The organism is Bifidobacterium sp. ESL0764 (assembly GCF_029395515.1).
In the GTDB taxonomy this organism is placed as follows: domain Bacteria; phylum Actinomycetota; class Actinomycetes; order Actinomycetales; family Bifidobacteriaceae; genus Bifidobacterium.
In genome coordinates this window covers 826,716-844,698 of sequence record NZ_CP113919.1, presented here as the reverse complement: position 1 = coordinate 844,698, position 17,983 = coordinate 826,716, and the positions used below count along the sequence as shown (strand labels likewise).

13 protein-coding genes and 1 other RNA gene are annotated in these 17,983 nt (G+C 59.2%); 2 read left to right on the top strand and 12 right to left on the bottom strand.

The window, feature by feature from the left end; all coding sequences use genetic code 11:
* Positions 1-57: 57 nt before the first annotated feature.
* Complete coding sequence (secA, locus tag OZX71_RS03020) at positions 58-2,991, bottom strand: preprotein translocase subunit SecA (protein ID WP_277147206.1); 2,934 nt, start codon at positions 2,989-2,991, stop codon at positions 58-60.
* Positions 2,992-3,249: 258 nt separating this feature from the next.
* Positions 3,250-3,948 carry a ribosome-associated translation inhibitor RaiA gene (gene raiA, locus OZX71_RS03015; RefSeq protein WP_277160452.1) on the bottom strand — a complete coding sequence of 233 codons (699 nt, stop codon included), beginning with the start codon at positions 3,946-3,948 and terminating at the stop codon, positions 3,250-3,252.
* A gap of 182 nt (positions 3,949-4,130) precedes the next feature.
* On the opposite strand from raiA, the gene rnpB reads away from it, so the two are divergent.
* An RNA gene (rnpB, locus tag OZX71_RS03010) (RNase P RNA component class A) lies at positions 4,131-4,517 on the top strand.
* Positions 4,518-4,716: 199 nt separating this feature from the next.
* Here rnpB and OZX71_RS03005 read toward each other — a convergent pair.
* The 9 genes from OZX71_RS03005 to OZX71_RS02965 all read right to left on the bottom strand — a co-directional run bounded on the left by OZX71_RS03005 (position 4,717) and on the right by OZX71_RS02965 (position 15,627).
* Positions 4,717-6,282 carry a glycoside hydrolase family 32 protein gene (locus tag OZX71_RS03005; protein WP_277160451.1) on the bottom strand — a complete coding sequence of 522 codons (1,566 nt, stop codon included), beginning with the start codon at positions 6,280-6,282 and terminating at the stop codon, positions 4,717-4,719.
* Between the two features lie 121 nt (positions 6,283-6,403).
* Positions 6,404-7,762, bottom strand: coding sequence for an MFS transporter (locus OZX71_RS03000; RefSeq protein ID WP_277160450.1), 1,359 nt, complete (start codon positions 7,760-7,762; stop codon positions 6,404-6,406).
* Between the two features lie 199 nt (positions 7,763-7,961).
* Complete coding sequence (locus OZX71_RS02995) at positions 7,962-8,456, bottom strand: regulatory protein RecX (RefSeq protein ID WP_348519532.1); 495 nt, start codon at positions 8,454-8,456, stop codon at positions 7,962-7,964.
* A gap of 441 nt (positions 8,457-8,897) precedes the next feature.
* Positions 8,898-10,091 (bottom strand): recombinase RecA, encoded by a 1,194-nt coding sequence (recA, locus tag OZX71_RS02990; RefSeq protein ID WP_277160449.1) that lies wholly within the window; start codon positions 10,089-10,091, stop codon positions 8,898-8,900.
* A gap of 230 nt (positions 10,092-10,321) precedes the next feature.
* A complete protein-coding gene (locus OZX71_RS02985) occupies positions 10,322-10,555 on the bottom strand; it encodes a DUF3046 domain-containing protein (RefSeq protein WP_277147217.1) in 234 nt (77 codons plus the stop codon).
* Positions 10,556-10,681: 126 nt separating this feature from the next.
* Positions 10,682-11,194 carry a helix-turn-helix transcriptional regulator gene (locus OZX71_RS02980; RefSeq protein ID WP_277147219.1) on the bottom strand — a complete coding sequence of 171 codons (513 nt, stop codon included), beginning with the start codon at positions 11,192-11,194 and terminating at the stop codon, positions 10,682-10,684.
* 65 nt (positions 11,195-11,259) lie between these two features.
* Entirely contained in the window at positions 11,260-11,790 is a 531-nt protein-coding gene (locus tag OZX71_RS02975) for a CinA family protein (RefSeq protein WP_277147395.1), read from the bottom strand.
* 210 nt (positions 11,791-12,000) lie between these two features.
* Positions 12,001-12,690 (bottom strand): CDP-diacylglycerol--glycerol-3-phosphate 3-phosphatidyltransferase, encoded by a 690-nt coding sequence (pgsA, locus tag OZX71_RS02970; RefSeq protein WP_277147221.1) that lies wholly within the window; start codon positions 12,688-12,690, stop codon positions 12,001-12,003.
* Between the two features lie 39 nt (positions 12,691-12,729).
* Positions 12,730-15,627 carry a DNA translocase FtsK gene (locus OZX71_RS02965; protein WP_277160448.1) on the bottom strand — a complete coding sequence of 966 codons (2,898 nt, stop codon included), beginning with the start codon at positions 15,625-15,627 and terminating at the stop codon, positions 12,730-12,732.
* A 198-nt stretch (positions 15,628-15,825) separates the two neighbouring features.
* Between OZX71_RS02965 and OZX71_RS02960 the strand changes: the two genes are divergently transcribed.
* Positions 15,826-16,758, top strand: coding sequence for a Fic family protein (locus OZX71_RS02960; RefSeq protein ID WP_277160447.1), 933 nt, complete (start codon positions 15,826-15,828; stop codon positions 16,756-16,758).
* Between the two features lie 167 nt (positions 16,759-16,925).
* On the opposite strand, the gene miaA is transcribed toward OZX71_RS02960, so the two are convergent.
* Positions 16,926-17,933, bottom strand: a complete 1,008-nt coding sequence (gene miaA, locus OZX71_RS02955) for a tRNA (adenosine(37)-N6)-dimethylallyltransferase MiaA (RefSeq protein ID WP_277160446.1) — start codon at positions 17,931-17,933, stop codon at positions 16,926-16,928.
* Positions 17,934-17,983 lie beyond the last annotated feature (50 nt).

The window sequence follows — 17,983 nt, the reverse complement described above, 5'->3', positions numbered from 1 at the left end:
AACCACCGTTTGCTTTATATCCGACAACAGCAGGCTACCGGATAACCAGCACGGATTTCACTTCTTTTCGTTCTGTCCGTGGCACATCTTGTACTTGCGACCGGAACCGCAAGGGCACGGATCGTTCTTCTTGGTGCCAGGGAACGTCCTGCCATCGGACCACGGGCTCTTGAGCTCGTCGGCCTTCGGACGCTTGTTGGCCGGAACCTTGCCTTCGGCGTGGCTCATCGGCGCCGGGCCGACGATGCCTGGCTCGGTGTTGGTGCCGGCCTCTGCCTCTTCGGCAGTATCGGCTTCGTCGGCATCCTCATCGGCGGTATCCGGATCGGCCGGGGCGGAAGCGACTGTGGCCTTCGATTCCGCGGCCTCCCCGTCGTCAACGGATCCGACGCCGGCCGCCTGCGCAGCCTTGTCAACGGCCTCGTCCTCTGCGGAGGATTCGGCAGCCTCTGCCGCTTCGGTCTCGGCTTCGACGTCTTCGGTCTTGGCGACCTGCTGGATGTCGACGTGGAAGAGCAGCTGGATGCTCTCCTCCTTGATGGCGTCGATCATCTTGTTGTACATCTGGAAGCCTTCGCGCTGGTACTCGACCAGCGGATCACGCTGGCCCATGCCACGCAGGCCGATGCCGTCCTTCAGGTAATCCATCTCGTAGAGGTGTTCACGCCACTTCTTATCGAGCACCGCAAGTACCACACGGCGTTCGAGCTGACGCAATCCGTCGTCGCCGATCTGGTCCTCGTAGCCCGCATACTGCTGCTTGGCGTCGTCGACGATGAATTCCTTCACCGCGTCAACAGCCTTTTCACCCTTGAGGCCTTCGGCCTTCTTCTTGGCGTCGTCCTGTTCGACCGAAATCGGATAGACCGTCTTCAGCGCGCTGAACAGCCCGTCCCAATCCCACTCTTCGGGCTTGTCGCTGCCGTTGTTGGCGCCCTTGATGTAGCTTTCGACGGTCTCGTCGATGAAGCGCAGGATATCCTCGTGGATATCGACGCCGCGCAGCACCGCCTGGCGCTCAGCATAGATGACCTTGCGCTGCTTGTTCATCACGTCGTCGTATTTCAGGACGTTCTTACGCATTTCGAAGTTGCGGGATTCCACGGACTTCTGCGCGGTGCGCACGCCCTTCGAGACGCTCTTGGATTCGATGGGCTCGCCCTCGGGCAGACCCTTGGCCATCACGCGTGCGACGAGCTGGGTGTTGAACAGCCTCATCAGGTCGTCTTCCAAGCTCAGGTAGAAACGGGATTCACCCGGATCGCCCTGACGGCCGGAACGGCCTCGCAGCTGGTTATCGATACGACGGGACTCGTGGCGCTCGGTGCCGAGCACATACAGGCCTCCGAGCTTGGTGACCTCTTCGTGTTCGTCCTTGGCCTGTTCCTTCATTTCGGCCAGGGTGCCGGGCCAGCGCTTCTCGTACTCTTCCGGCGTGTCGTCGGCGGAATAGCCTTCGCTCTTGAGCTTCTGGTCGGCGAGGAACTCGACGTTGCCGCCGAGCATGATGTCGGTACCACGGCCGGCCATGTTGGTGGCCACGGTGATGGCGCCCTTGCGACCTGCGACGGCTACGACCGCCGCTTCCTTCTCGTGGTGCTTGGCGTTCAAGACCTGGTGGGGAATGCCGGCCACATCCAGCAGCGAGGAGACGACCTCGGAGGACTCGACGGAGGCGGTGCCGAGCAGCACCGGCTGGCCCTTCTTGTACCTCTTGGCGACATCCTTGATGATGGCGGTGAGCTTTTCCTTCTTGGTGCGGTAGATCAGATCGTCGTTGTCGACGCGGATCATCGGCTTGTTGGTCGGAATCGGCAGCACGCCCAGCTTGTAGGTGTTCATGAACTCGGCGGCTTCGGTCTCTGCCGTACCGGTCATGCCCGCGAGCTTGTCGTACATACGGAAGTAGTTCTGCAGGGTGATGGTGGCGAAGGTCTGGTTCTCGGCCTTGACCTCGACGCCTTCCTTGGCCTCGATGGCCTGGTGCAGGCCTTCGTTGTAGCGGCGGCCGGGCAGCACACGGCCGGTGTGCTCGTCGACGATGAGCACTTCGCCGCCGGTGACAACGTAGTCCTTGTCGCGCAGGAAGAGTTCCTTGGCCTTGATGGCGTTGTTGAGATAGCCGATCAGCGCGGTGTTGCTGGGCTCGTACAGGTTGTCGATCCCCAGGAAGTCCTCGACCTTGGTGATACCCGGGTCGAGGATGCCGACGACCTTCTTCTTCTCGTCGACCTCGTAGTCTTCGTCGCGCGTCAGTTTCAGCACGAGCTTGGCGAACTGGCGGTACCAGCGGGTCACACCGCCTTCGGCCGGGCCGGAAATGATCAGAGGCGTACGCGCCTCATCGATAAGAATGGAGTCGACCTCATCGACGATGGCGTAGTGGTGGCCGCGCTGCACCAGCTCGTTCTTCTCCCACGCCATGTTGTCGCGCAGGTAGTCGAAACCGAACTCATTGTTGGTGCCGTAGGTGATGTCCGCCAGATACTGCTTGCGGCGCTCCGCAGGCTTCTGGTCGGTGATGATGCAGCCGACGTTCATCTTGAGGAATCGGAAGATACGGCCCATCAGCTCGCTCTGGTAGCTGGCGAGGTAGTCGTTGACCGTGACGATATGGACGCCCTTGCCTTCCAAAGCGTTGAGATATGAAGGAAGCGTGGCGACCAAGGTCTTGCCTTCACCGGTTTTCATCTCGGCGATGTTGCCCCAGTGCAGAGCCGCTCCGCCCATCAGCTGCACGTCGAAGTGCCGCTGGCCGAGTGTGCGCTTGGAGACTTCACGCACCGTGGCGAAAGCCTCAGGCATGAGCTTGTCCAAATCCTCGCCGTTGTCGAGACGTTGCTTGAATTTGGCCGTTTGCCCGGCGAGCTCCTCGTCGCTCAGGGCCGCAATCTCGTCCTCGTGTGCATTAGTCGCCTTGGCCACGTTCTCAAGTTTCTTGATTTGGTGGCCCTCGCCCATGCGCAGGGCCTTATCGACGATATCTACCAATTTCGCTCCCTAGTTCGTTTCCCATAAACGAGCAAGACCAAGCCAACCGAGGCTTGGCACAGACTAACGTTAATCTTACGCGGCGGCGCAGATTTTCCCTTTATTCAGAGATAAAGTTCACAAAACAGGACAGTTCTCACCTCGATATGAATCGACCCACCGATTGATTTCGGTGGGTCGAAAAACGCTACATTGACGAAATCCACTTACCGAAAATCCGAATTGTCGGAATTTCTGTTGTCGAGACACGCCATCAAATCATATCTGCTTTTTGCTCTTAGCCGCCTTGTTCGCCTTCTTGACATTTTCGGCGGTGTCGATCTCGAAGACGCCGTAGCTCCAGCCGTGGCGACGATAGACGACGGAAGGACGATTCGTCTCACTGTTGACGAAGAGGAAGAAGTCGTGTCCGATGAGCTCCATCTCGTAGAGGGCCTCGTCGATGGTCATCGGATCGGCGATATGCAGCTTGCGGCGAATGACGATGGGGGTATCGCCGACCTGCACCTCGACGCTCTCGCCGGGCCCGAGATCGGTGGAGAGCGGATGCTCGATCTCTTCGGGCTCCTGCAATGCCGGGGGCTCCGGATTGATCGGTTCGTCGAGAGGCAGCACGCCCATGTCGACGGTCTTCTGCTCCTTGCGGGTCGGGCGATGGGACTTGCGACGGTCGCGGACGCGACGCAGGCGCAGCGTCAGCTTGTCCAACGCAATATCGAGAGCGCTGTATTCGTCTGAGCTTGAGGCTTCGGCACGCACCACGGTGGCTCCGGCCTCGATGGTGATCTCGACGCGTTTGGCGGTATCGGCCTGACGTGGGTTGCCTTCACGGGATACGACGATCTGTGCACGCGCAGCGTCCGGGGCAATCGACGTGACACGCTTCATTTTCGTGTCTACGACATCACGGAACTTCTGATTGACTTGCATGTGACGTCCGGTAACGACTATATCCATGGTCGACCTCCTGTTAGGTTCGGTGGCGTTTGATCCACCTATGTGCCAGCAGCAACATCATTGCCGTGCTGCTAATTTCCAGTCTAGCGTCTTCACTTGGGGCAAGCTGGATGTACACCGAAAATACGCCTTTCGCTTGTACGCCACGCCACGGGCAATACTTTGCTATAATTGGATGTTTGTGAGACCTCTTGATGGTCGCGGCCGCACCTGGCACGTCCAGGGTGGCTGAGGAACTTCCGGGCTCCGCAGAGCACGATGGCGGATAACGTCCGCCCAGGGTGACCTGAGAGCAAGCGCAACAGAGAACAGACCGCCCGGCTTTGGCTGGGTAAGGGTGAAACGGCGGTGTAAGAGACCACCGGGCCGCTGGCAACAGTAGGCCGCTGGCAAGCCTCATCGGGAGCAAGGCCAAGCAGAAGGCACGTCGGTACTTTCGGGCTTCGACACGGGCTGCTCGCCCGGCCTTCGGGTAGGCCGCTGGAGCCTGGCGGCAACGTCAGGTCGAGATGGATGGCCATCCGCGTGGCGACACGCGACAGAACCCGGGGTATACGAGGTCTCACTTCACTTTTATATCGAATACCGACAGTTGTATTGCCATCTGTGTCGTCTGGACATGGAACGGTTAATCCTCGATTTGCCGCTGTCAAATGGGATACATGGTCACGGATCTGCACGGAAGCAAGAAAGGGGCCGGACACGGCAGATCATTCCCTACTATGCCCGAGCCCCTAATAAAGCGATCAGATCAGATATTTGTTCTCATTATTCCAGGCCGATGCTTTTGAGGTCGTGGACGATGAGCCGGTCGACGGCGAGGACGCCGGATTCGGCGGAGAGCAAGACCCCCCGCTTGCCTTCGGACGGGTAGCTGTAGGAGCTGAGCACGTGCAGGCCGTCGTTGACGTAGACCTCGACCGAGCCGCGGTCGACATAAACGTGCAGCTTGAGCTCGTCGGCGTTGAGCTCGGCGTCGGTGAGCTTGGCGGCGCGGTAGCCGCGGTCGCCGCGGGCCGCGGCCTGTCGGTCGACCACTACCGTTCCGGCCTGCGCGTCGTAGGCCACGTAGGTGTAGGAGCCGTCGGAAGTGGCGTGGACCTTGAGGCCCGCGCGCTCGGCGGTGGTGTCGTTGAGGTCGATGTCCAGTTCGATCTCCACGGCTTCGGCGTCCTCGTCGACCAGGGCCTCCTCGTTGGCCTCGATGGGGCGGGCGACGTGCTCGAAGGTGTTGATGCGCAGCCGGTCGGTTTCCGGGACGGGTACGGTGTGCAGGTCGCCGTCTTCGCCGAGATAGCATTCGCGGGGCAGGGTCATCTGGCCGCACCAGCCGTCGGACTGCATGGGGGCATGCTGCTTGAATGGGCTCATCCAGCCGTACATGATGCGGCGGCCGTTGGCTTCGAACGACTGGGGAGCGTAATAGTTCGCTCCGCAATCCAACAGCCGGAGTTCGGTTTCGGGTTTGAACGCCTCGCCCGGCTCCCACGTGCCAATCATGTATACGGCATTGCTGTTGTTGCGGTTCATGTAATCCTGCGCCTCCGCGCCCATAGCGGAGAAGACGATGACCCACTTGGTGTTGCCGTCCTTGTCCTTCAGCGGGAAGAAGTCGGGGCACTCAAGCATATAGACGTCCGGGTCCGGATCCTGGAAAAGAACATTCTTGAACTCCCAATGGACCATGTCGTTGGAGGTGTAGAGCCAAAGCTGGCCGTGATCGTTGACATCCGAGACGCCGTGCACCATGTACCAGACGCCGTCCCACTTGAACACCTTCGGGTCGCGGAAGTGCTGGTGCACCTTTTCACGCGGACAATCGACCACCATGCCAAGCTTGTTGAGCTTGGTGGCTTCGTCGTCCTCGGCGACGGCCGCCATCTGGACCTGCCACTGGCCGCCAGACGGATCGATGCCGTTAAGATAACGCTCACCGGTGTAGTAGAAACGCAATTTGCCGTCGTCGTCGATCACGGCCGAACCGGAGAAGACGCCGTCCTTCTCCTGCTCAAGGCTCGGGGCCATAGCAATCGGCTCGCGGCGCCAGGCAGCCATATCGGCGCTGGAGACGTGGCCCCAGTGCATCGGCCCCCACTGCGTGCCGTAAGGGTGCAGCTGGTAATAGACGTGCCAACGGCCCTTGTAGTAGCACAGGCCGTTCGGGTCGTTGATCCACCCGCCATTCGAGGCGATGTGGTACTTGGGATACCAGCGGTCCTCGCGCTCAAGAGCGAGCGTGGCGACGCCCGCTTCGGCTTTGGCAAGCTCCTCGCCGTGGTCGCGTATCGGGGTATAAACAGGAGATTCGGTGGTCATCTTTGATCCTTTTCTCATATATGGTAATTATTGTTATCCGTGTAAGGCCCCACACCTTGATCGACACGGAGGCCTTACATCGCTATGGAATTTTGTGGTTTCGTCTGTATTGTCAGAGACAAGCCAAACCGTTGGACAATCAGGCGGGAAGCTCGTCGCTGGCGGCCTCGGCCTGAATGGCCTGACCTTCAGCTTCGGCCTTCTTACGGTCCTTGACACGAATGAACGGATCGCCGCCCACCTGCTGGTCATCCTTTTTGATGACAAAAAGACCATAGATTACCGCAGCCAATACGATGGCGGAAATGGTGAGGAAAGTGACGCGGTCGCCCATCTTGTCATGATAGAGGCCCAGCGGAGTGGACATCACGGTCTGGCCGAGCGAGGAAGCCACATGATAACCGACCATGTAGAGCGTCGCCGATAGTTTCGTGTTGTAATGCAACGTGAAGTAACGGAACGTAGGAAGGCTGAAGAGCGGAACCTCGATGGCGTGGAACATCTTGACCACCGAAATCATCACCGGGTCGTGGAAAATGCCGCACAGGCCGATACGCAGGCACATCACCACACCGCCCAAAAGCAGCGAGTTGCGCACGCCGATATGGTCCATGATCACCGGGACGATGCCCATCATCGCGGACTCGCAGAACACCTGGATGGCGTTGAGGTTGCTGTACCAGTCATTTCCTGCGGCCTTGCTGGAGAAGAGGCTGACATAGTAGTTCGGGAACATCTGCTGGTCGAAGACCGTGTAGAAGGTGTTGGTGAAGAAGATGAAGACAACCATCGCCCACAGCGAGCCCATACCGAGCACGGAAACCATTTCCTTGACGCTCGGGTTGCTGTGCGGAGCATTCGGATCCGCATCCTTCTTCATTTCCTCGACCTGCTCGGCCGGACGCCAGAAGGCGTAGACGCAAAGCATGCCAAAGCCGAAGAGGGAACCAAGCCAGAAGTTGTACATCATATTGATATTGAAGAGACGGCCGGCGATCAGCGCCACGATGGCGTAGCCGAAGGAACCCCACGCACGCGACTGGCCGTATTTGAAGTTGAAGAAACGACTGCAACGTTCAGTCAGCGCCTCGACCAGGGAACAGCCTGCCATGAAGCCAGCCGAAAGCACCACCGAGCCAAGCAGTGCTCCAAGAAACTTCATGGATCCGCCGGCCTTCAGCATCGGGGCATAGATGAACTGAGCGAACGGACCCACCAACGCGGCGATGCACGAGATCACGATCACCAAACGACGCTTGATGACCAGGCTATCCTGGATAACGCCATACACAAACATGAGGATAAGCGTCACCAGCGAATTGATGGAGTAGATTTCACCCTGCTGGGCTGAAGTCATGCCCAGGCCCTTGGTCGGATCGGTGAGCCACCTTGAGAAGAAGGACCACCAGATGCCCCACGAGCAGAAGAACATGAAAATTCCTACGGAACTTTCAAGATAAGATGGGTTTCGATATGTATTAGCGCCTTTGACTGCCATTGTCGTCAGCTTTCTTTTCGAATAATTGCTTCTTTACAATTACATCATTTCTTTCTTCATCGTCTCTTACGCTGCCTTCAACATTTCATTCAGCTTTGACATGGAAATGACTCGATAACTCTATAACGAATCAACAATAGATGTCAAATCTAACTATTAAATGATAACTTGTTGGCGATCATCGTCTTAAAAAGAACAATCATCGTTCTCCATCATCATCAAACAGCTCATGGGCGACCCGACGCAGCGTTTCCGGATCATGGCCCTTGCGTCCTCCGGCGCTCCAGAAGCGACGACGACGTACCTGAAGTTCCAAGCCTTCCGTTTTTAGCGCAATCTTGCGCCCCAGTTGCCAGGCGGCATCTTCGAAAACGCCTTGTTCACGGGCTTCGGCCGCTACGCTTTGCGCCAGCTTATCGTCAACGCCCTTGCGTCTCAATTCCATGGTGGTTCCACGGAAACCGAGCATCCGCCCCGCACAGCTGCGCACCACAGCACGCGCGTATTCCTCATCATCGATGAGATGGACATCCACCAGACGCATCACCACATCCTCGGCGACCTGAGGATCATAGCCCTTGTCGATCAGTCGCCTGATAAGCGCTCCGGAAGAACGGGCAGCGGCATCGAGCAACGTCAACGCCGCCTCGCGACAGGCATCCGAATCGGCCGGATCATCCGGTACACGTTTCACAGGTGCTCCACCGCGATATCTGCGGTAACGGCTTTTGCCGCGTCCGCGTCCGTATTTGCCGTATTTTCCATGCTTATGCGAGCCGTCGAACGTGTCGTCGGCATCGAGGCTGCCCCCGAAACCACTGGTGTAATTGCTGGCTATCGCGACCGCATGGGTGTGGGCCCTGTTCGGCCTTTTCGACCGTGCCGATGTCCGGCGCCGGTCTGAGACCGTATCATCGTCAGCGTTGCCATCGTGTGAATCGAAGGCGGACGAAGCTGTAACAGCACCGCCTGTCAAGCCTGAATCCGACGAGCCCCCACCACTGCTGCCTGCCCGTCTCTCAACGACACGACCGCCATCGGTCGAGCCATGGTCGCCATCTTCGGATGACACATCCGGCAGATGGCGACCCTGCAAAAAATCCTCGACACTGATCATGGAGTCGGCCCCGGAAAACTAGGCTTTCGCCTCTGAACCCGAAGACGGGGCACTCCCAGCAGATGCGCTTGCAGCTGCGGCATCGCCGGCATCCGAGGAACCGGAATCCTGCGAAGTGTCGCCACCGTCTTCAGGTTTCGAATCGTCTTCAATCAGGCCGTATTTGATCTTCACCTTGCGTTCGATCTCGTCGGTCAATGCCGGATTGTCCTTGAGGAACTGACGGACATTCTCACGCCCCTGCCCCAGTTGGTCACCTTCGTAGGTGAACCACGATCCGGACTTCTTGACGACATCGCACTGGATCGCCATATCGAGCACAGAGCCCTCCCGGGAGATGCCCTCCCCGTAGAGGATGTCGAATTCGGCGAACTTGAAGGGCGGCGCCATCTTGTTCTTGACGACCTTGACCTTGGTGCGGTTGCCGACCGCCTCATCACCGTTCTTCAACGTCTGGATACGGCGGATGTCGAGACGCACGGAAGCATAGAACTTCAGCGCCTTGCCACCGGTCGTGGTCTCCGGACTGCCGAAGAAGACACCGATCTTCTCGCGCAACTGGTTGATGAAGATGGCGGTGGTGTTGGACTGGGCCAACGCACCGGTCATCTTGCGCAGCGCCTGGCTCATCAGCCTGGCCTGCAGACCGACGTGGCTGTCTCCCATCTCGCCTTCGATCTCGGCCTTGGGCACCAAAGCCGCCACCGAATCGATGACCACGATATCCAGTGCGCCACTGCGCACCAGCATATCCGCGATCTCAAGCGCCTGCTCGCCGTTGTCTGGCTGGGAAATGATCAATTGGTCCGTATCGACACCGAGCTTCTTGGCGTAGACCGGATCGAGCGCATGTTCCGCATCGATATAGGCAGCCACGCCACCGGCCTTCTGCGCATTGGCCACTGCGTGCAGCGCCAACGTGGTCTTGCCGGAAGATTCCGGACCGTAGATCTCGACGATCCTGCCGCGGGGCAGACCTCCGATTCCGAGAGCCATATCAAGTGCCAGCGAACCGGTGGGAATGACCTCGACGTCCTGCACCGGTTTGTCGCCGAGCCGCATCGCCGAGCCCTTGCCGAAGTCCTTTTCGACCTGTTTGAGCGCGGTATCGAGCGCCGCCTGCTTGCGCGGGTCGATGCCATGTTCGCCATTGGCTTGGGGCCCGGCGCTCTTGGCTTTGCCGCCCTTGGCGGTTTTTGATTGCTGTGCCATCGTTCTCCTTTACGTTCGCTCCTGCACTACCAGAATAAGGAGCAATCCGCTACTTATGCAAGCGAAACAGGGTTATGTGGTCGAATGCTTGCCTTTTCGACACGCCGTGGTTTTCCGGGCTTTTGGGCCTCTAACCCCGTTTATTCGTTCCTGACTAACAAAATAATCATAGAACAAGATACGAACATTTGTTCGAATAGGCGCGCCGGAAGGCCTGAAACAATCGAAATCTATTTCGCCGGAAGCGGCGGCGCATTGTGGTCCTTGCCCCAACGGCGCGAATCCGGAATCTGCAGCTGGTCGCACAGCACATTCCACACGACGCGCGGCTCGACGCCGTCTGCGAGCGCCTCGACCACGGTCATGTCGTCAAGCGCCGTCAATACCTGATCATGCGCCAGCGAACGCCCGTACGTGCGTCCAAGCACCTCTTCCAGCAACTGCCAAAATTCACGTTCTTTCACGCCGACAAGTCTACCAGCGTCAACGAATACGAATCCATATGCGAAACCACAAGCCGTCAACAGCACAAAAGCCCACCGGCCATAAGCCGATGAGCTTTTATAATCAAGCGGTATGAACCCGTGAGGTCACGCCTCGGTGTAATCGAGGTAATCCGCTACCATCCGCAGCATCTGCGAGGTGCTCAAACCCAGCGATTCGGCGATGGACGCCAGCAGTTCGGAGCTGGCCTCCTTCTGCCCGCGCTCCACCTCGGAAAGATATCCGAGCGAAACGCCGGCCTTTTCGCTGACCTCACGCAGCGTCTTGTGGTCTCGGGTACGCAGGTCGCGCAGCACGTGGCCAATCGCCTCGCGCAGCGAGACGTCGCGACCGTCTCCCTCGGTGTCGTGTTTGCGTGCGGCCGCCCTCGGCTTGGACTGCTCGGCATCCTCTTCCTGCCACATCCTGTTAAGCACCGCCTGGCGTTCATCCTTCGCCTTCTTGGCGGCACGGGCCTTCAAAACCTGTTGTTGCGCGAAAGCCACTGCGCGCTTTTGAGCAGGGGTCAAATCCCTGTTGCGCGCATTGCTTGGGCGCCTCGCCTCTGATGCAAGCGTGTTCATTCTCATCTGCTCCTGTGGTCGAGTCATCGTTTCCATTACGCCACCCCTCCTTGTTTCATGCTGTTCGTTCTGTCACTTTCATCAACAGCTAAGAAGGGAGTTTATTCCTCTGTGAGCGATGTGAGCTGCATCACAGACTGCAATACGTCCAGCACCGTAAGGTGACGTATCTCTTCTCGCGAACCGGTAAGCCGAAGCTCGACGGCCACGGTTCGCCTTGCTTCGCCATCGCCTGAACCGGGAACGCTGATGCCGACATAGACCAAGCCTTCGGGCTTGTCTCCGTCAGGGCCCGGGCCGGCGACGCCGGTGGTCGACAGGCCGAGTATCCGACCTCCATATTGCGGCTGCCCATAAAGGGCAGCGGTCCGCTCGGCCATCTGTCGTGCCACTTCCGGATGCACCGCACCCTGAAGGCGCAGCAGATCGGAATCGACACCGAGCACACTCGCTTTGGCACGAATGTCGTAGGTGACCGCGGATCCGAGAAAGACTTCGGAGGCACCAGGTATACGGACAAACGCATCGGCGAGCAGACCTGCCGTCAGTGATTCGGCAGAGGCGATCTTCCACCCGCGAGTCTTGGCACCCTTGAGAATGCCTGCGGCAAGCGCATCACAACGTGGTTGAATCGAAGGAACGGTGCCGCTCGAGGTCAATTCCCCCATATCGCGTATCGTCTCGGAGACATTCCCCGGTGTCTTTTTACGTTCCATCATTGCCTTCCCAAAACCGAATCGAGCCGATCATTATATTCCCGTCGTCAACGGACGAGATATAAAATCACCCCAAGCCACCTACCAATCGGTAGGTAACAGCTTGGGGTAGATTTTATCGAAGCCTCAAGAACTTTTCCGAGTCCGCACCACATTACGGACATAGACATATCCGGAATACAGGCAGAGAATCAAAGCGACGTCGATGATGAATTCCGCCAACGAGTAATAGCCGAACCACCATACGGGGGCACCGTTGGCGATATGAGCGAACGTGGGACCACCGCCGCGAAGCGCCACCAGGCCCGGATTGCCGATCGTCGAATCGAGCGCCCATACCGGCATCAGGAGCATGCCCAGGCCGATGCACTGGGTGAGCGTCTTGTATTTGCCGGCCTTGTCCGCCGCGATGACCTTGCCGCCGGTGTCAATGACGAAGAAGCGCATGACGGTGATGCCGATCTCGCGGATGAGGAACAGCGCGGTGACCCACCACGGCACTTCGCCGAAGACGGAAGCCACCACAAGCGCCGAGCAGATCAGCAGCTTGTCGGCGATGGGGTCCATGAGTTTGCCCAGCTCGGTGACCTGGTTATAGGTGCGGGCCATCCAGCCGTCAAGCTTGTCGGTCGAAGCGGCCACGATGAACAGCATTGCCGCGGCGAAACGCAGCCACGGATTGTGCTGCCCCCAAGCGCCTGCCGCGATATCGGCCCATAAAAAGATCAGGACCAGCACGATGCGCGTGTAGGTCACCAGGTTCGGTGGGCTGTTCCACCCGTCCAGAAGCGATTTTTTCCCATCTCGTTGTTGCATACTCATTACCTTAGCGCGGCGGCGATACCGAGGTGTCGCCTAAGCCGCTTCGGTGTCGCCTTGGGAAGCCGACGGCGCCACTGCTCCGGCCTTGCCTTGGATGAAGTCGAGGACCTGGGTCAGATCCTGGGGCTGGACCAGGACCTCGCGGGCCTTGGAACCCTCGGACGGGCCGACCACGCCGCGCGATTCCAAGAGATCCATCATGCGTCCGGCCTTGGCGAAGCCGATGCGCAGCTTGCGCTGAAGCATCGAGGTGGAGCCGAACTGCGTGGTGACCACGAGCTTGGCCGCTTCGAGCAGCGTGTCCATGTCGTCGCCGATCTCCTCGTCGGGATGCGACTCGTTCGCCTCGGCCTTTTTGGCCATCTCCTCGATGTCCTCGCGATAGTGCGGCTTGCGCTGGGTACGCACGAATTCGACGGCCTTGCGGATCTCGGACTCCCCGACCCACGAGCCCTGCACACGGATCGGCTTGGCCGAACCCATCGGCAGGAACAGGGCGTCGCCTTGGCCGATCAGCGATTCGGCGCCGGTGGAGTCGAGGATGACCCTCGAATCAGTGGCCGAAGAGGTGGCAAAGGCCAGACGCGAGGGGATGTTGGCTTTGATCAGACCAGTGATGACGTCGACGGACGGACGCTGGGTGGCGAGCACGAGATGCACGCCTGCGGCTCGTGCCAGCTGGGTGATGCGCTGGATGGAGCTTTCGACGTCGTTCTTGGCCAGCATCATCAGGTCGGCCATCTCGTCGACGACCACGAGAATATACGGATATGGAGCGACCTTGCGTTTCGAGCCGAGCGGGACATGGACTTTGCCGGCGAGCACGGCCTTGTTGAAGTCCTTGATGTGGCGGAATCCGAAGAACTGGAGGTCGTCGTAGCGGGCGTCCATCTCCTTGACCACCCATTCCAAAGCCTGCGCGGCTTTCTTCGGGTCGGTGATGATCGGGGTCAGCAGGTGCGGGATACCGGCGTAGGCGGAAAGCTCGACGCGCTTGGGGTCGACCATGATCAGACGCACCTGCTCGGGGGTGGCCCGCATGATGATCGAGGTGAGCATGGAGTTGATGAAGCTGGACTTGCCGGAACCGGTGGCGCCGGCGACCAGCAGATGCGGCATCTTCGTGAGATCGGCGGTGACGATATGGCCTTCGACATCCTTGCCGACGCCGGCGAGCATCGGGTTCGGGTCGTTCACGGCCTTGTCGCTGCGCAGCACGTCGCCCAGATGCACGATCTCACGGTCGATGTTGGGAATCTCGATGCCGATGGCGGACTTGCCGGGGATCGGCGAGAGGATGCGCACGTCAGTGGAGGCCACGGCGTAGGCGATGTTGCGTTGCAGGTTCGTGACCTTCTCGACCTTGACGCCCGGGCCGAGCTCGACCTCGTACTGGGTGACGGAAGGCCCACGCAGGAAACCGACGACCTTGGCATCGATGTTGAACTGGTGGAACGTCGCGCTCAACGCCTTGATGACGTTGTCGTTGGCCTGGGTGCGGGCCAGATGCGGCTTGCCCTTCACCAGAATATCAAGGCTGGGGAGGTGGTAGGGCTGGTTAGTCTCCTCATCCGCGGCGTTCTCGGCCTCGTGTCTGGCCACCGCATCGTCACCGTCATGATTGGCGACGGAAGCGGGCAGATTCGCCGCTCCCCCGGCGATGCCTTGGACTTGCGGCGTCACGGGGTCGGCAGCGCTGCCGTCCTTGCCGACCGCAGCCCACGGATCGCCTGCCTGGCCACTAGCGGAGGCCTGCGAATCCGCAGATGCTCCATACGGCCCCAACGCGCCTGCCACCCCAGGGCCCGCAAAAGCGCCAGGCTGAACGCCTGTAGCGCCGCCAGCGATTGCCAAGTCGGCGGTTCCGTCGCTTCCGAATCCGCCTGAACCGTTCGGCATGGATGAAGACGGCACTGCCCCGTCAACGACTTGTTGGACTTCGCCGGTGACCGGATCGACCATCGGCTGTCGATGCCCCTCAATGATTTGTGTCTCGTCAGTCTCGCCATTGAGATCGGCAGCCCTGTCAAAGGCCTCGTCGCCGGCATAACGTTCAAGTTTCGCGATGTCGTCGCCGTCATTGCCGCCATGGCCGAAAATGCGAGAGAAGAACGCGCCGATACCACGTTTGCGAGGCTGGGTTGACGCGTCGGCATCGATGCTTTCGTCCTGCCCATCATGGGTCGGCACGCCCTCGGCAAGCTGCAACGTCTCATCACCCACGCGCACTTCGTTGGGAAACTGCTCGCTTTGAATGCCTACACCGGTGTTTTCGACGGTGTCGCCTTCGCCACCATTCTCGCTTTTCCGTCGTTGCAACCAATCCTGCAACTGTTCGGGAATCTTGGTGATATCCAACTTGACGATGAGCAGCAGCGAGAATATCGCCACGACGACGAAAATGATGACGGCGAATACGCTCGAAAGTCCCCAAGCCAACGGCGAGCCCAGCACGAAGCCAAGCAGGCCGCCCGCACTGCGCAGCACATCCATATCGAAGTCGCGCGACGGCGAGGCGACGATGGCATCGATGATCGAGCAGATCGACCAGAAGAGCAGCGCACAGCCGATGATCAGACGCAGGTTGCGCTTGTGCTTGGCCGGGTCGAGCAGCACCTGATAGGCCACAACCAGCAGAAAAATCGGCAATACGACGCTCATCATGCCGAACAGGCCCGCGGCGACCATGTGCAGCCAATGGCCGAGGAAACCGTCTACATGGAACCATTCGGAGGCACAGAACATGATCGCGACGATGACCAACGCAAAGAAACCGGCGATACGGCACAAGGTGGCATGACGCTCGAAAAACGTCGCATCGGCAGGCGGCATGACCTTCGTCGCCTCGATATCCTTACCTGAAGTTGACCCGTTCGCTTTGCTGCGACGGGTCTTCGCGCTCTTGCCGTTCGTCTGTGTCTTACGTGCCATAACAACTGTGATTCTACTTCAAGCCCGTCCCCTCGACCCCGTCAAACGGCCAATCTGCCCAACCCTTTCAAATGCCGGCGGGTTGCGATTGCCCGCAAATCCCTGAAATATTTCGCAGACAGCTTCGCGCTTATTGCCAGCGACTTCGTAAAGGCTCGCCCATAGTGATAACGTCGCCCATGGCCTTACGATGGAAACATGGTCATGACACCTGCCGAACGTGCGAGCGCTGTCGCATTCTCGTACAAAAACTGCGAGCTATCGGGCATCGTAGTGAGCGATGCGATGGTGATGGCCGCCAACGGCTATCAGCGCGGCACCATAGCCCTCTCGGATTTCGCGAAAGCACCCGAACGCCACGCACAACGGCCGAGCCAAAAAGCGTCTGCATATCAAAAAGATGAAGACGACAACGCCGGAGAACACTCATCGGTTACCGTTGCGCACTCAGGCGGCAGGATTGACAACGGCCAGCACGATCAAGCCGACATTGGCGCAGAAACGCAGCTTCGCGACGACCGAATTTTCGCCCGCTGCGTACGGCTCATCGATTATGGATGGCCGGCATACGGCGGACTTGACGAGCTGAAAACCATTCATCGCGGCCTGTTCGTCGGGGCAATGACCGATGCAGGAATGGTGCGCGGCGATGGTGAAACCTGCATGATGCACGGTATCGACGACTTCACAAACCAACCGAATCGCGCGAACGACCGGGAAATCCACCAGAATCGCCAACGACAAAGCCCGTATTTTCCCGCTTCGCTTATCGCAACCGGGGCGGCCAACATCTTTTCGCAGCTGGGCGAGCAAGATTGTTTTTCAGGGCTTGACCGTGCCGGTTTCATCCGTGCTCTGGCAGGTGTCTTTGACGAGTTGAACGCCCTGCATCCCTTCACCTACGGCAACGGCATGGTGCTGCGCATGTTCGTCTCCGAACTCACACATTCCGTGGGCTGGGACCTGAACTGGGGCACGGTCACGTTCGAGAGCTATCGGAAAGCGACCGGCCTTGCGTTGCTCGAACACGACATCTCAGGGTTGGAGCGCATGTTCGCCTCGATCATCCGACTGGCCAACCCCACCCGTATCTTCCTTATCTCGGGCTGGGACCAAGGTCCCGCGCACTGAGCTTCTGCCGTTATCAGTGAGAAAAGTACTTTTCAAAGCCCGGTTTGGCGCTTTCCGACTGATTCACATATAACTGTGGAGAAAAAGCACTTTTTGAGGCCGGTTTTGGCGCTTTTCTCATCAATGCCGTGCAAAAAGCTCCTTTTGTGGCGGCTTTAGCCGTTTTCTCAACGGGTAGCGATGTCGCCCAAGTGATGGGCTACATGATGCTCATCGGCATGGGCATCGGCTTCGTCGTATTTGCCAGCATCCGCACGAGAAACGATATCCAGCGCCTTGGCCGGCAGATCTTCGTCGAGCGCATTGAGCCAATGGATGCGCGGGTCGCGGCCGAACCAGCCCATCTGCTTGCGGGCCAGGCGCTTGGTCTTCTGGGCGATGTCGGCGAACGCCTCGTCCTCGCTCATTTCGCCGTCAAGATACGCCTCGATCTGGGAATAGCCCAAAGCGCGCGAGGCGGTGACGCCGAGCAGCGGACGAATGCGTCGCACCTCTTCGACAAACCCCTGTTCGCGCATCTGGGAAGTGCGGATGTCGATGCGCCGGTCGAGCTCCTCGCGCGGCAGATCAAGGCCGATCTGTACGGAGTCGATGACATAGCGGTATCGCGGGAGACTTGCGGAATAAGGCCTGCCAGTGATCTCGATGACCTCCAGCGCCCGAATGGTGCGACGGGCGTTGTGCGGGTCCATACGCCCGGCGGCTTCCGGATCCTTGCGCTTCAATTCGTCATACAACGATCCGGCGCCTTCGGCCTGTTCCCTCGCTTCGAGCCGGGAACGAACCTCGGGGTCGGTGCCGGGAAACGAAATGTCGTCGATGGCCGCGCGCGCGTACAGGCCGGAACCGCCGACCAGAATCGGGCGTACCCCCCTGCCTTTGAGCTCGGTGATTTCCCGGCGCGCCAGTTTCTGGAATCTGGCTACGGTCATCGTCTCGCCGGGGTCGATGATATCGAGCAGATGGTGCGGTACCGCGGCCTGCTCCTGCGCACTCGCCTTGGCCGTACCGATATCCATCAAGCGGTACATCTGGTAGGCATCGGCATTGACGATTTCGGCCTTTTGACCGCCCTTCGCAAGCTGCTGCGCCAAGGCTATGCCCAATCCGGTCTTGCCGGACGCGGTAGGGCCGATGATGGAGACGACACGGGCCACGTTGCTCTTCGTTTCCATACCCTTTACCTTTCGTTCGACCGCGGGCGAACCCGATAGTGGTGATTCTA

Coding starts and splice junctions, on each gene's coding strand:
- raiA (WP_277160452.1), bottom strand. CDS start 3,948: ATGGATATAGTCGTTACCGGACGTCACATGCAAGTCAATCAGAAGTTC.
- OZX71_RS03005 (WP_277160451.1), bottom strand. CDS start 6,282: ATGAGAAAAGGATCAAAGATGACCACCGAATCTCCTGTTTATACCCCG.
- OZX71_RS03000 (WP_277160450.1), bottom strand. CDS start 7,762: ATGGCAGTCAAAGGCGCTAATACATATCGAAACCCATCTTATCTTGAA.
- recA (WP_277160449.1), bottom strand. CDS start 10,091: ATGGCACAGCAATCAAAAACCGCCAAGGGCGGCAAAGCCAAGAGCGCC.
- OZX71_RS02980 (WP_277147219.1), bottom strand. CDS start 11,194: ATGGAAACGATGACTCGACCACAGGAGCAGATGAGAATGAACACGCTT.
- pgsA (WP_277147221.1), bottom strand. CDS start 12,690: ATGCAACAACGAGATGGGAAAAAATCGCTTCTGGACGGGTGGAACAGC.
- OZX71_RS02965 (WP_277160448.1), bottom strand. CDS start 15,627: ATGGCACGTAAGACACAGACGAACGGCAAGAGCGCGAAGACCCGTCGC.
- OZX71_RS02960 (WP_277160447.1), top strand. CDS start 15,826: ATGGTCATGACACCTGCCGAACGTGCGAGCGCTGTCGCATTCTCGTAC.
- miaA (WP_277160446.1), bottom strand. CDS start 17,933: ATGGAAACGAAGAGCAACGTGGCCCGTGTCGTCTCCATCATCGGCCCT.